The sequence below is a fragment of the Catenulispora rubra genome (genome assembly GCF_015356825.1).
Classification (GTDB): Bacteria; Actinomycetota; Actinomycetes; order Streptomycetales; family Catenulisporaceae; genus Catenulispora; species Catenulispora rubra.
Genome location: NZ_JAACYW010000010.1, coordinates 1 through 13,107, shown reverse-complemented (window position 1 = coordinate 13,107; position 13,107 = coordinate 1). Strand labels below are relative to the sequence as shown.

General features: G+C 68.3%; 13 protein-coding genes. 9 read left to right on the top strand and 4 right to left on the bottom strand.

What is annotated here, in order from left to right; translation table 11 throughout:
- Positions 1-358: 358 nt before the first annotated feature.
- The 4 genes from GWK61_RS05275 (at position 359) to GWK61_RS61485 (ending at position 4,318) form a co-directional block, all read left to right on the top strand.
- Positions 359-1,021: a helix-turn-helix transcriptional regulator gene (locus tag GWK61_RS05275; RefSeq protein ID WP_194905541.1), complete on the top strand. Its 663-nt coding sequence runs from the start codon at positions 359-361 to the stop codon at positions 1,019-1,021.
- A 104-nt stretch (positions 1,022-1,125) separates the two neighbouring features.
- Positions 1,126-2,397, top strand: coding sequence for an MFS transporter (locus GWK61_RS05270; protein WP_194905539.1), 1,272 nt, complete (start codon positions 1,126-1,128; stop codon positions 2,395-2,397).
- 372 nt (positions 2,398-2,769) lie between these two features.
- Complete coding sequence (locus GWK61_RS05265) at positions 2,770-2,943, top strand: hypothetical protein (protein WP_194905537.1); 174 nt, start codon at positions 2,770-2,772, stop codon at positions 2,941-2,943.
- Positions 2,944-2,947: 4 nt separating this feature from the next.
- Complete coding sequence (locus GWK61_RS61485; protein ID WP_323747414.1) at positions 2,948-4,318, top strand: heavy-metal-associated domain-containing protein; 1,371 nt, start codon at positions 2,948-2,950, stop codon at positions 4,316-4,318.
- A 294-nt stretch (positions 4,319-4,612) separates the two neighbouring features.
- Here GWK61_RS61485 and GWK61_RS05255 read toward each other — a convergent pair whose 3' ends face one another.
- From GWK61_RS05255 to GWK61_RS05240, 4 genes are all read right to left on the bottom strand, one after another.
- Complete coding sequence (locus GWK61_RS05255) at positions 4,613-5,602, bottom strand: hypothetical protein (protein WP_194905535.1); 990 nt, start codon at positions 5,600-5,602, stop codon at positions 4,613-4,615.
- A 68-nt stretch (positions 5,603-5,670) separates the two neighbouring features.
- Positions 5,671-6,330: a hypothetical protein gene (locus GWK61_RS05250; protein ID WP_194905533.1), complete on the bottom strand. Its 660-nt coding sequence runs from the start codon at positions 6,328-6,330 to the stop codon at positions 5,671-5,673.
- 47 nt (positions 6,331-6,377) lie between these two features.
- The gene (locus GWK61_RS05245) at positions 6,378-6,941 is read right to left on the bottom strand and encodes a hypothetical protein (RefSeq protein WP_194905531.1); all 564 of its coding nucleotides are present in this window, start codon (positions 6,939-6,941) and stop codon (positions 6,378-6,380) included.
- A 54-nt stretch (positions 6,942-6,995) separates the two neighbouring features.
- Positions 6,996-7,640: a hypothetical protein gene (locus tag GWK61_RS05240; protein WP_194905529.1), complete on the bottom strand. Its 645-nt coding sequence runs from the start codon at positions 7,638-7,640 to the stop codon at positions 6,996-6,998.
- A gap of 364 nt (positions 7,641-8,004) precedes the next feature.
- Here GWK61_RS05240 and GWK61_RS05235 point away from each other — a divergent pair, with 364 nt between their 5' ends.
- From GWK61_RS05235 to GWK61_RS05215, 5 genes are read left to right on the top strand one after another with little or no spacing between them, the layout of a single operon-like run.
- Positions 8,005-9,006 (top strand): helix-turn-helix transcriptional regulator, encoded by a 1,002-nt coding sequence (locus GWK61_RS05235; protein WP_194905527.1) that lies wholly within the window; start codon positions 8,005-8,007, stop codon positions 9,004-9,006.
- A gap of 40 nt (positions 9,007-9,046) precedes the next feature.
- On the top strand, positions 9,047-9,427 hold the full coding sequence (locus GWK61_RS60580; RefSeq protein WP_369125551.1) for a PadR family transcriptional regulator: 381 nt from the start codon (positions 9,047-9,049) through the stop codon (positions 9,425-9,427).
- Positions 9,427-10,347 carry an HAAS signaling domain-containing protein gene (locus GWK61_RS05225; protein WP_194905524.1) on the top strand — a complete coding sequence of 307 codons (921 nt, stop codon included), beginning with the start codon at positions 9,427-9,429 and terminating at the stop codon, positions 10,345-10,347. The genes GWK61_RS60580 and GWK61_RS05225 overlap by 1 nt, the downstream gene beginning before the upstream one ends.
- A gap of 38 nt (positions 10,348-10,385) precedes the next feature.
- A complete protein-coding gene (locus GWK61_RS05220) occupies positions 10,386-11,447 on the top strand; it encodes a hypothetical protein (RefSeq protein ID WP_194905522.1) in 1,062 nt (353 codons plus the stop codon).
- 10 nt (positions 11,448-11,457) lie between these two features.
- On the top strand, positions 11,458-11,817 hold the full coding sequence (locus tag GWK61_RS05215) for a hypothetical protein (protein ID WP_194905520.1): 360 nt from the start codon (positions 11,458-11,460) through the stop codon (positions 11,815-11,817).
- Positions 11,818-13,107 lie beyond the last annotated feature (1,290 nt).

Sequence of the window (13,107 nt, the reverse complement as noted above, 5' to 3'; positions counted from 1 at the left end):
ACTTGTGGTCATCGCCAGAACCCCTTGATGGCCGTCAGCTGGGCCATCGCCTTCTCAAGGCCTTTATCGGGTACTCAGTCGGAGAATACCGTCTTGCCATGCCGTTGATCGGATGGTGATGATTCGGGTTGATGCACGGGTTAGCTGTCCGCGTCGCACGCCCGAGGCACGGCATGGCCACCGGCGGTCTGGGCCCGACGGCGACACTGCTGGGCCGGACAAAGCACCCGCCCAGCAACACGCGCAAGCCCGGCACCAGCAGCGCGAGGCATAAGGATCGGCCCTTTTGGAAGGGGTTGCATCAATGCTCGGGGGAACGAATGTGCCCATGGCGGAACTCGGGCCCGCCATGGATCCGATGAACGGACCGGACCTGGCCGCACGACTGCACGCTGCGGTCGACGCGGTCCTGGGACGGTACGACTGCGAGCATGCCCCTGCTCGCGACGACCTGGCGATTCTCAACTACATGAGCGAGGTGGAGGAATCATTCCTGAATGGTCCGCCCGAAAGCGGACAGCTGTTGCAGATCCAGCGAGCGCCCGGAGAATCCCCGAAGACGCCGGATACCTCGCTCCCGACAGCGGATCTCCTGACGAACGGGCATCTGGCGCCGGCCAGATCCCGGCAAAGACCGGAGATCGAAGTGCGGACGCTGCCGGGGCTGACGACGTGGCTGGCCGTGATCGACTCGGCGGCCGTGGTGCTGCCCAAGCGCCACGACCGGGCGGGGCGGGAGCGGACGGTGTCCCGATCACCGGCCGTCCTCGCCGTCGCCACCTGGGCGTTCCACCATGCCGATCCGGCGCCGTCGCCACGCGGCCCAGCGGCCCACCTGTCCCAGCTGGAGGTGCGCATCTTGCGCTGCCTTTCAGCGGGCCTGAAGGACGAGCAGGCCGCGCGTCGGCTTGAGATCTCCGTCCGCACCTATCGGCGGCGGGTGACCGCATTGTGTGATCAGCTGCACGCGTCGAGTCGTTTCGAAGCCGGGGTGGCCGCCGCCAAACGCGGACTGGTCTGACGCCCGACACGGTGCCGAAAACGGTTGCGGCCGGGGCTGGCGAATCCCTGGCGCGTCCGCGCGTCCCCTGGCCGCAACCGGCGGGCATTGCTATGTACAAGAACGTGAACCAACCCGAGGGATCCCTTGCCACCCGCCTAGGCCTGCGGGTCCTTCGACTCTTCGGCCTGCCCGACGTACCACCAGACATCAGACCCCTGATTCTGGCGACGGCAGTACAGGGGCTGGCGACGTCGGGCTTCTCGGCGTACGTCACGATCTGGGCGATCCAGCGCCTGCACGCCGCAGCAGGAGCGGTCGGAGTAGCGCTGTTCATCCGGGCTGCTTCGGGGATCGGCTCCGGCTACCTGGGCGGACGCCTGTCCGACCGGCGCGGCCGACGGCCGGTGATCCTGGCCAGCTGGCTCGCGCAGGCGGTGTGCATCGCGGCGTTCACCTTCGCCGGCGGCCACGTGCTGCCCGGGCTGGCGCTGATCGTCGCCTTCGGCCCGCTCGGCCCGCCCGGCAGCGCGGCGTCCTCGGCGCTGATCGCCGACGCGGTCCCGGCCGGCGAGCGCAAGTCGGCGTTCGCCTCGATGCGGGTGCTGCGCAGCATGTCGGTCATCCTGGGGCCGCCCGGCGCGGCCCTGCTGGTGGCGGTCGGCGGCTGGCCGACGATGTTCGCCGGGCTGGCCACGGTCAGCCTGGCCGCAGTCGTCACCGCGCGGCTGCTGATCCACGATCCCCCGCGCCGGGACTCGGCCGCGGCCGGGAAGGAGACAGCCGACCGTACCCTGTGGCGCGACGGCACGTTCCTGCTGTTCCTGTCCTCCATCACCCTGATCACACTCACCCTGGCGGCCACCGACCGGTTCCTGCCCGTGGCGGCGGTCTCCTCCTACCATCTGCCGGTCTCGGCCTGGGGCGCGCTCATCGCGTTGAACCCGGTGCTGATCGTGCTGTTCCAGGCCCGCGCGACCCGCTTCGGCGACCGGCTGCCGCGCCAGGCGCTGGTGATCGTGGCGGCAACACTGACCGGCGGGCCGTTCCTGCTGTTCCTCCTCAACACGTCGGCGGCGATGATCGCGGCGGTGGTGGTGCTGTCGACCTTCGGTGAGATCGCCTGGACTCCGACCGCACAGGCGCTGGCCGCCGACCTGGCCCCGGCGCCGCAGCGGGGCGCGTACCTCGGCGCGTTCGACGGCTCCGTCTCGCTGGCCTATGCCGTCGGCCCGCTGGCCGCTCTGGAGATCCACGCCACCGCGAGCGACGCCGTGGTGTGGTGGAGCGGGGCCGGCGTCGCAGCGGTGGGAGCAGTGCTGGCGGTGGCGGCGTTGCAGCAGACCTCGGATCCGCGGAGCGCCGGGGATCCGGTGGCCGCCACGGTCGAAGCCTGAAGGTGTGCGAGCAGTCCCACGATCAGCGGCACCTTTCGTTCACCACAGGTTGCCCCGAATATCAGCGCCTGTATATGCTATTCGTTCGGGCCGCGTTTGGACTTCGTCGCGAACCTTCTGCGGCGGCATGCAACTCGACCAGACTCGTCAGCGATCCGTTGTTCCGACGAAGAGGTGTCCATGCCGCCCACCGATGCCCTGACGCTTACGAGCGCCTGCGCCGCGTCGAGCAGGAAGCGCTGAAAGCGCGAGAGGCTCTGGCCTCCGTCCACGGCACGGCACGCTCGCGCGACCGCATGCTGGTCGTCGAGGTCGGTCCTACCGGCGAGGTCGAGACGCTGGACTTCCGGAGCACGGGGTACCGGGACATGAGTGCAGGACTTCGAAGACCTCAAAGCGCAGGCCGACGCCCAGGCACTGGAAGCGTTGGTCGATCCGTTCTCCGGGCTCGCCGACGCCCTGAAGGACACGCACCAGGGCTATCAGAACGCTGACGAGCACTCGAAGGCCGTGGTCACCAGCCTGGCCAAGGCCTCGGGACTGTGAGGCGGTGGCCGAACATGTAGTCCCGCCCGGCGTCCAGGTCCTGCTGGAGATCGTCGTCGGCAACCAGTGGCCGGAGGGCAACGAAGGCGACCTGCGCGCCCTGGCGGCGAACTGGCGGAACGCCGGGACCCTGGTCAACGGCCTCGTCGACGGCACCCGCGCGGGCACCGCGCAGGTCGACGCGGCCATCCAGGCCGGCACGGCGCGCGGCGCGATCGACGCCGTCCTGCACGGTCTGACCGAAGGCGACCAGGCGTACCTGCCGAAACTGGCGACAGTCTGCACCTCGCTCGGCGACGCGCTGGAGAACATGGCGCTGGAGATCGAGACCCTGCGGATCGAGATCATCACCCACCTGGTGATCCTGGCCGCCGAGATCGCGATCGACCTGGCGCTGGCCCCGTTCACGTTCGGGGCCAGCGAGGGCGCGGCGGTCGCCGAGACCGCGGCCACCCGGGTGGCGGTCAACGTCCTGATCCGCAAGACCATCATCAAGCTGATCGCGCACCTGGCCGAGTCCGATTTCAACCAGGTCGGCCTGGACTTCTTCGCGCAGTTCATCGAGATCTGCCAGTACCGCCGCTCCGGCTTCGACACCAACGAGCTCAAGACGGCGGCGATCAACTTCGGCGCTGGAGTGCTGTTCGACGGCGACTGGGGCGCGGCCTCCGGCGCGGCCGAAGCCTCCGCACAGGACGCGGCCCTCGGCGGCTCCGGCGATACCACCGCCGGCGCGATGAACGGCGCCTTCTCCGGCTTTAAGGACGCCGGGCACACCGCGCTCAACCCCGGCGACAAGCTCTCCCGGACCGCACCGCGCACCGCCTCTGGCTCACTGTCTGCCGGGACCTTCGGAACCAGATATCCCGGCGCCCGCGGGGTGGCCGCGCGCGACACGGCGTGTCGGCTGGTTTGGACCGCGCCGCTGACCGCCCCAGGGCCCGGCGACTACCGGGTCTACGCCTCGTTCATCACCACCGGCACTGACGGCAAGCCGACCGCACTGGTGCTGTCCACTCCGGTGACCACACCGGGCACCGCGACCTCGACGCCACTCCCGGCAGCCACGTCCACCACCACGGTCGACGGCTACACCGTCACCATCGCCACGCCGACCAACGACACCACCGCCTCAAAGGAGACCCCAGTGACCGACTCGACCACCGACAACACCGTCGCCGTCTACACCGTGACCGGCATGACCTGCGAACACTGCGTGAAGTCCGTGACCGAGGAGGTCAGCGCCATAGCCGGCGTCAGCGCGGTCGAGGTGGAGCTGACCTCCGGCAAGGTCACCGTCACCAGCGCCGCGCCGCTGGACGAAGCGGACGTGAAGGCCGCCGTCGACGAGGCGGGCTACCAGCTCCTCACCTGACAAAGGAAGCGGCCAAGACCTGCCCACCGCCCGCGTATCAACATCAGACCAGGACATCGGCCCCGGGCCGGGCAACGATCTCCGGACACGCAGCGCGGTCCTGCTGGCACTGCCAGGCCACCGCGACCGGGCGTGTGAACCACTCATGGTCCGCGCCGCGGTCACGCTTTGGCGCCTGGCTAGAACTCTGCACCTGACCTGGCTGCAAACGGAAGAATGTGGTGTGACCCGGAGGCGATTCAATCCCGACTCGCACCAGCCTGAGCGGATGGCTGTTCGACCACAGCGCGGCCCTCACCTCCGCCGCCGAACAGCGGGCACTCGGTAAATCATGAACCCGAGCACGAAGAGCACCAGCGCGACGCCGGCCGCCCCGTAAGCCAGCGCGTACGACGGCTTCTTCGTCACCGTGACGACGAGGTCGGTGGCCCCCAAACCAGGCCGCGTGGCGGTGCTCACCGCGATGTGCACTGTGTGGGTCCCCGCCGTGTGGGCGACGAGCTGGATCTTCGTGGGCCAGTCCTTGTCGAGCTGGGCCACAGTCAGCGTGTTGCCTACTGCCAGCGTGAGGCCGGGGTCGACGGACGTGACGGAGAGCGTCACACCCTTCACGGCGCCTGTTCCGTCGTTGTGCAGGATTACCGGAATACTCAAGGAGGAGCCGGTATGACCACTGATGGCAGCAGGTACGGTGAGGTGAACCTGATCGGGGGACTTACCGATGCGTTCGATGCAGGTGTCGTCGTAGATGTGGATCCGCTCGATTTTCGCTCCACCGAAGGCTTCGCCCTTGAAAGAGATGGGGTTCGAGCCGACCTTGACGCCTGCGGTGCGCAAATAGTTCGCCACGCGCACCTCGACAGGACCGGAGCCGACGTGGCCGGTCTGGCTCGCCTCCGCGATGGAGGTCGCGCCCCAGTCGATGCCTCCTGACGCCCCCGGGGTGAACACCACTTGGGCCGAGTCCTGGGCGTCAGTGGCCGCGCCGATGTCCGCCCCGCTGTCGGTTCCTGCCATCTGGACGGTCACCGCGACATGGAGGTGGATGACATACCACGTGGAAGGACCCTGCGTCGCTCCATCCGGGAACGTGATCTGCGGCCCCGGAATGGTGACCGGTGTGGTGATCTCTCGCGTCGTGTCGATGTCCGACGCGCCGAGATCGTGCAGGCTGGTACAGGTTGTGACGGCGGCAGCGGCCGGCACCGGGGTGGGCGAACCGGTACCGGAGAGAACGGACGAGACGGTCAACAGGCTTGCAAGGATCGACGCGCGAATCTGCACGGCGGCTTGACCCCTTTTCCCGAGATGGAACAGGGGCGGCCCTCGACGAGCCGCCCCTGTTGCGCGCTTTACATGTGGACCCAGCTGGCCCATCCGTTGTTGTCCCAGACCTTCCCGTTGCTGTCGGTGCCCTCCTCGGTATTGCTCAGGCCCCAGTAGTCGTCCTGGACCGAGTAGCCCGCGTTGGCGAATACCCCGGAGAAGGTCTGCTTCGAGGCCTCGGTCTCCTCCGTCCAGCCCCCGCAGTTCTCCCAGTGGTCGTTGTGGGTGCTGGCGAAGACGTAGTAGCCGATGTTCGGGTCGTAGCTGGAGTAGATGTTCATCGCGTACTGCCGCATGTGGTAGGAGTCCGGGTATGTGCAGCCACTGGGCTTCTTCTCCCCCGTGGACCCGTCCCAGTAGTTCCGGTTCGCGATGTATCCGTACTCGGTGCCGCCAGGGCCGTTGAAGCCGGCCCTGTTGACGACACTGCGGATGGCGGGGATGTTGGCGCCGGAGCCGCCGGAGAAGATGATGTCGATGCCCCAGTCGATATTCGACGAACTACCCGACGTGTTGTGGAAGTCGTAGTTGTAGAACGTGTCGCCGCCGCCGCCCCAATAGATGTTCACCACGGGCGGGTTGGTGTCGGCCGCTGAGGCCGACGGCGCGCCGACGACGGCGAGGCCGGCGATCAGCCCGCCCGCCGACGCGATGCGGACGACGTGGGCGGCCAGTTTCCTGGTCATTGACGTACCAGCCTTCCTCGAAACGATTCGGGTGTCGGACGGGGCCGTCACGGGCCTGTGTAACCCTGCGGCGCGATGACGACGGTTTTGACACCGGGCAGCGCCATCGGCAGGTAGCCGGCGACAGCGCCGGTGCGGCCGTCGATGTAGACCCGCAGCCCTTCGACCTGCTCCATCCGCAGCGGTGAGTCGATGGTGCGGTACCCCTTGGCCGAAGCGGTGTCGGCAGAGCCGTAGGCCACCGCCGGATGGCCGACCGGGATGGTGATCGGGGAGCTCAGCGTGAGCTCCACGACCGTTCCGATGGTGCTGCCGTTTCCGTGTGTCCAGGTGGACACGGCCTTCGACCCGGTGATGTGGGCCTTCTGGCCGGCGAGCAGGGTCGCGATGCCCTGGTCCCTGACGGCGGTGCTGATGTCCGCCAGTTGCTGCTGCGTCGGCGCGTACGGCTTGGCGGGCGGCGCGTGCCCGGCCACAGCTTTGACCGACGGTACCGGCGGCGGTGCGGGCAAGGCGCTTTGGGCCGAGGCGAACGCGGTGGTGCCGACGAGGACGGTTCCCCCGGCGATCATCAGCAGCGCCCCGGTCGCCTTGCGGATGGGAATGTGCATGGTACCTCCCTGATGCGACGAAATCGGATGTCGAGGTGTGTGTCCCGTGGCCGCTCAGGAGTTGATATCGCAGCTCTGGGAGTTCGCGTACACCTCGTAGTAGATGGCGTTCTGCCGGTTCTGAAGGCAGTAGTCGTGGTCGTCGAAGAACGGGCCCTCGAACTGGATGTGCATCTCGAACCGGCCTTCCCAGCCCATGTCCTTCTGCTGCGTGTCCGGTCCGGCGCTGACCGACCAGGCCCACGACCACCCCGGGTAGATGTTTCCGTTGGCGGACAGGATCTGGAGCGACGTCGTGTGGCCCGAGTCGGCACAGATCTGAGTCCGGAGCCACCAGGAATACAGCGCGTTGCCGTAGACGTTGGAGGCGATCTGGTTCTGGTAGTCCCACCAGCAGCCGGTGTAGTCCGCCGGCGTCACGCCGGCCGGACGTGCCGACGTGTTCGTGACGGTCACCGATGCCGGTGCTGTGACATAGCCCAGGGCGTCCTTGTCCGCCGCGCTGAGCTTCGCGATCAGGGCCGCCGGATCCCCGGCCGCCTGCAGTTGGTGGACGATGGCCATGCCTCGGGCGCCCTTCGCCTGGTCGACGGGCTGCGGGCCGCCCGCGGCATGCGCCGGCTGGCTCAGGCTCAGACAGGCGGCGAACGCCAGGAGCGCCGCCGCCAAGCGTGGCAGGAATCTGTGTTTCTTCGTCACTGGTTTCTCCTTGGACGAGACCGTCGTTACCGGTCGGACAGGAGACACCGACGCCGCGTGTGACCGCGGTGGTGATGACAGCACGGTGCCCCGTATCCCCTACACGCCGCCCGGAGAATAAAGGCCCCGTTTGCCCTGTGGCCCGGCCCGGCGTCTGATCGGATCGTCGCATCCGCGGGCATGGCGGCGACAGGCATAGGGCATGTCCGCTTGTGTCGGCGTCCGCATCCGGACACTTCAAAACACTTCCACAGGCGCTTTCGGCAGGGCCCTGCCATTGCGGGTGCGATATAACAGAGGTCTCATTTACTCGGGCCGGAAGTCCGACCACGCCGGACTGCCACGGGGACCCGACGGACGGGGGATGGGGCCGTTGTTGGAGACCTTCGGCATCGACCAAGTCGCGGAATCGGTCTATCTCGCCCTGATAGAGGGTCCCGAATCGACGCCCGCTGATCTCGCGCGCCGGATGGCGGTCGACGAGACTCTGGTGCGCGCAGCCCTCGACGATCTCGAGCAAGTCTGCCTGGTGCTCCCGTCCTGGGAGCGCCCGCCGGCAATGTGGCCGGTCAGTCCGGAAGTGGGCCTCGAAGCGTTCCTGGCCCGCCAGGAGGCGGAACTGGACTCCAAGCGGCGAGTGCTCGCAGACAGACGGGCCGCCCTCGCAGTCCTGACCGCGGACCTCGCAAGCCACCTGCCGGGACCCGACGGGCCTTACGGCGAGGAACTCATCGGAGTGGGCGCCATCAGGGAACGGCTGGGACAACTCACGATCGGGTCCCGCGCCGAAGTGGTCGCTTTCGTGCCCGGCGGACCGGAGTCCGGACAGGAGCGCTGGGCCGGCCGGGCCGCCGTGGCCCACCTCCTCGAGCGCGACGTGCGCTCGCGCTCCATCTTCATGGAATCCTTCCGGAACGACCCGACCGCGACCGCCTACGCCCGGCAGCTGTCCGAGCGCGGCGGCCAGATCAGGACCACACCGACGCTGCCCATCTGGATGCTCGTCGTCGATCGCACGACTGCCGTCGTTCCGCTGGATCGCATGGCCGGGAACGGCGCTCTCATGCTGCGCGGGGCCGCGGTCGAGCCGGTGTCCGCGCTGTTCGACAAATTCTGGGAGACCGCGGTCCCGCTCGACGATGCCCCGCCGCGGGACGTCGACGGCCTGTCCGCACGCGAGCACGCCGTGCTGCGGCTGCTCGCCGCCGGCGACACCGACGAGGTCCTGGCCCGCAAGCTCGGACTCTCCAGCCGCCAAGTCAGACGCCTGACCAGCGGCCTCATGGAACGGCTCGGCGCCCGCAGCCGATTCCAGGCCGGCGCGCTGGCCGCCTCGGCCCGCTGGCTCGCGCCGACGGACGGCTGAGGTGAGGATCTCAGTCTTCTGTCATGTGTCGCCGCTGGCGATGCCGGGTACTTTGTATTGCATGGAACCTGGCGGCGCAGGGAAGACGGTGAGCCAGATGCGGCGAGGTGTGCTCGAGTTCTGTGCCATGGTCCTGTCGCACGACGGCAGCAGGTACGGGGTCGGGCTCCTCCACGAGCTCGACACCGTTGACGCCATGGCCACCAGCGAGGGCAGGATCTACCCCCTACTGCCCCGCCTTCACAGAGGGCTGATGGCGGGTGCCCAGTGGCGGGAGTCCCCGACCGGGCCGCCACGGCCGCTAATACCGGCCCACCCCGGTCGGCCGGCGGACATTGGACGAATTCACCTGGCCGATGAACGCCGTTCCGCCAAGGAGGTCAGGCGCTTTGTGTTCCTGAGCGGAGGTGGACAGGTGTGATGACGGGCACCGGCAACCAAGGATCGGACGACTCCGGTACGGAACTGATCGCCGACTACCTGCGGGAGCTGGAAAGCCAGGCGGCGTGGCTGCCGGCCGCAGCCGGCGGGGAGCTGCTGGACGACGTCCGGTCGCACATCGAAGTGGCGCTGGCCGAGGCGGACGGGCCGGGACCGGCGGCCGTCCGGCGGATCCTGCAGACCCTGGGCGAGCCGGCCGAGATCGTGGCCGCCGCGCTGGCCGACCTGCCGACGGTGACGGGCCCGGCGGCGCGGCCCGGGGTGCCCGGGGCGGGGGCGCTGTCGGGCACCGTGCTGACGGATCCCGGCAGGCCGCAGAAGGGGGGCGTGGCATCGCAGGAGGCGGATATCCCGCCGTTCCCGTTGGGCCGGCAGGAGATCGCCGCCGTACTCCTGCTGTTGTTCGGTGGCTTCCTGTTCCTGGCCGGCTGGTTCGTCGGGCTCCTCCTGCTGTGGGACTCCCCACGGTGGCGGCTTCGCGAGAAGGTGATCGGGACGTTCGCGCCGCCGGGCGGCCTGATGGCCGTGGTCGTCGCGGCCGGTGTCGGCGTGAACACCACACACTCGGCTTCATGCGCAGGTCCGGTGGGCGTCGCGTCAACCTGCGATCACCTGCCAGGCGGTTCGCCGTGGTACATCACGACGGCGCTCGTGGTAGCCACCGCGCTACCCTTCGTCACCGCCTTCCACCTGGTATGTCGGGCGCGGCAGACAACTTCGGCACAGCACGGGCGCTTTTCAGGTGCCGCCCCGGCGGGCGTCATCGGAGCCGTGGTCGGCGTGCTCGCGCTGGTGTTCGTGGCCGGGGCGGCCTTCATCACCGGGGCTTCCGAGAAGGGCGGAGGGGGCCCCTGGCCCACTTCGAGTTCGTCAACGGGGAATTCGAGTTCCCAGCCCTAACCCATGGGGGAACCATGCAGAAGGAGATCCAAGGCCTCGTGGCGCGCTTCGCCGCCGCGGGTGCGATCGCCGGGCTGCTGGGCGCCTTGCTCGTCCATCGAGAGCCGCCAAAGGGATACAGCTGCTACGCATCCGATGACGGCTGTCCGAATGCGGGTTCTCCACAACCAACCACCGATGCGGTGATCGCGGTGATCGCCGCGGCTTTGATCGCGGGCGCGGCGTTCTGGTCGGCCGAGCTGTGGCGGACGCGGACGGCGAAGCCGGGGAGGCGGGGCTCCGTCGTCCTGCTCAGCGTGGCGGGCGCGACCGCCGCTGCCGGGCTGGTGCATCTGAGCCTGCTGCTGGCCGTGCCACTGCGCTACGACCGGATCCCCGACGGGCCGCCGTTGTGGCCCGCGCCGGTCATCCTCCTGGTCGCCCTCCCCACGATCGCTCTCCTCGGGCGAGGACCGGCCCGGCGGTGGGCGGCCGGGTCGCTGGCCGTGGTGGCAGCCGTGACGGCCGCCGGCGTTCCCTGGCTGCACACGGTGTGGCGCGACGGCGAACTGCGCGCTGAGGTGGCCAACCTGCCGCAGCCTGTCTTGATCCCTGATCTGTCCGGCTGGCATCTCGTGCACACGGCCATCGGCTTCGACACCGTTTCCAACTCCCACCGGGACAACCGCAGCAGTCTCGATCTCATCCTGGCTCCAGACCAACCAACACCGCAGCCTTCACCGCCCTCGGCCTCCGCTTCACCTGCGACCGCGAGCCCGACCTCTGCCATCGCCGACCCGACCCCTTCTGCCGGCCAGACGCCCGCTACCGCAGGCGCGCAGTGGATCTCCGAGCACATCGGAACGGACGCGAACCAGCAGGGCAAGCCAGCCGCATGCGCCGAAGGCATCTGTACCACCGACGGACCGGATCGCTGGCTCGGCCATCGCGCCGATTCGCCGTCGGCCTTCATGCTGTACATCCGGCGCGGCACCACCGTGATCACTCTGAGCGGGGTATATCAGGGCATCGATCTCGACACCCTGAACCATGCCGCAGCCTCACTGCGGCCGGCACGGACCGGTGAGTTGACCGCGGCGATGGGCGGCAGCTTTCCGTGACGATTCCACCTTGACGGGCAAATCCGGCACACAAGATGGTCACGCGCACATCATGGCTGCCATTGAGCCCGAGCGTACCCGTTCCGGAGACGCAGCAGAGGAAGAGCGCTCGTTCGCGCAGGTAATGGATCACTGTTTGCAGCGGTTTGAAGTGGGGTCTGGCGCGCTTTCCGGGAGTGGCGGGGTGGATCACGCCAGCAGTATCCGTTTACGGAGAAACGGGAAGCTGTCGCGTCCGAATGTCGTACGTTTCAGCGCCTTGCTGTCGACTGCCCCTTCGGTGACGCCGGAGCTGTGGGGCAGGGGTCAATCCAGCGGTGACCGCGTCGATGTCGGCCAGCAGGCCGGTGGCGAAGCCGCCGAGGTGTGAGATCCGGTCGTCGCCCCTGGACTGCTTCGATCCAATCTGGCAGGTCGTGACCCGTCCGGCCGCTCATCATCGCGCTAGTCACCCGACCTGCGCCGACATGCTGGTACATCAGGGAACTGCACACGGGCCGCCAGCTGTGGTTCGGACTCGGCGACGGGACTGGAAGCCTCACGAGCCGACGCGCTGATGGCGCTCCTCGAAAACTAACGAACGCCAACAACGAACCCCAGACAGCGGGCACAAATCGCGCAGTCCGAACGCCGCCTCATGGACTGCAGCTCACAATCTGCTGCCCAAGGGTTCCATCCACCTGGACCACCCCGACCCGCCCACCAACAGACTACCGATGCCCCTACCAGCGGACTTCGGAGAATCTCCGCTTAATCCGCGGGTTCGGGGTTCAAGTCCCTGGCGGTGCGCTCATAGTCGTCGGGCGGGACTTTGTCGCCGGCGAGAATTACGTCAGGCCTGCCCACCACAGCCGACCAGCGCCGAGACCGGGGACTCCGAGGCCGACGGCGAAACGCCGGGTTGTCGCCGGTGGCTGCCACCTCGCGCCACGCTTGTCACCTTCCTGACGTGCTGAGACACCGAAAGTAGGGCCGCGTCGAAGGCTCCGATCAGCAACAACAGGCGGTGTCCCATGGCGAGACGACAGCAGATCGTGATACCCGCGTTGTTCCCACTGCCGTCGGTTCCGGCATCGCCAGTCTGTCCGGGTCCGGACGCTGGCAAGATGGTTCGCCCGAATAGTGCTGACAGTCTTGCCGCCTGGGCCGCAGGCCGTGTCCGCCGTTCTTCCCGGTTGGTGGCCGGTGGTCTGCGATTCGCGTTCTAATGGCGAGTGTCGACCGAGGATCACCAGGTGGTGATCGGCTCGCACGAGCGGGCGTTCTCCGGCAACCAGTACTCGCTGGTCGCTCCCCTGCTAGCGCTGCACGGGGTGCCGCTGTGGATGCCGGAACTCGGCGGGGCAGTGGACCCCGCGGTCGACACCGTCGAGGAGGTGATGGACCTGCTGGGCATCCTGGCCCGCCGGGAGGTGATCCGGGCCAGGCAAACGCGCAACGAACGCAATGACCGTCCAGGTCCTGGAGCAGGGCCGCTACGAGGGCGGATGGGTGCCATACGGCTACCGGTTGACCGATGCCGGCCCGCATCCCGAGTTTCCCCCTGTTGTCCGGAGGGGTTGAGCTCCTGGTCAGGGGGTGCTGATGGGTGTCAGGGCTCGTTGTGTTCGGGTGGGCTGAACGGGTGGCGGGGTCGGGGCCGCGTCGATGGCCGGCGGGG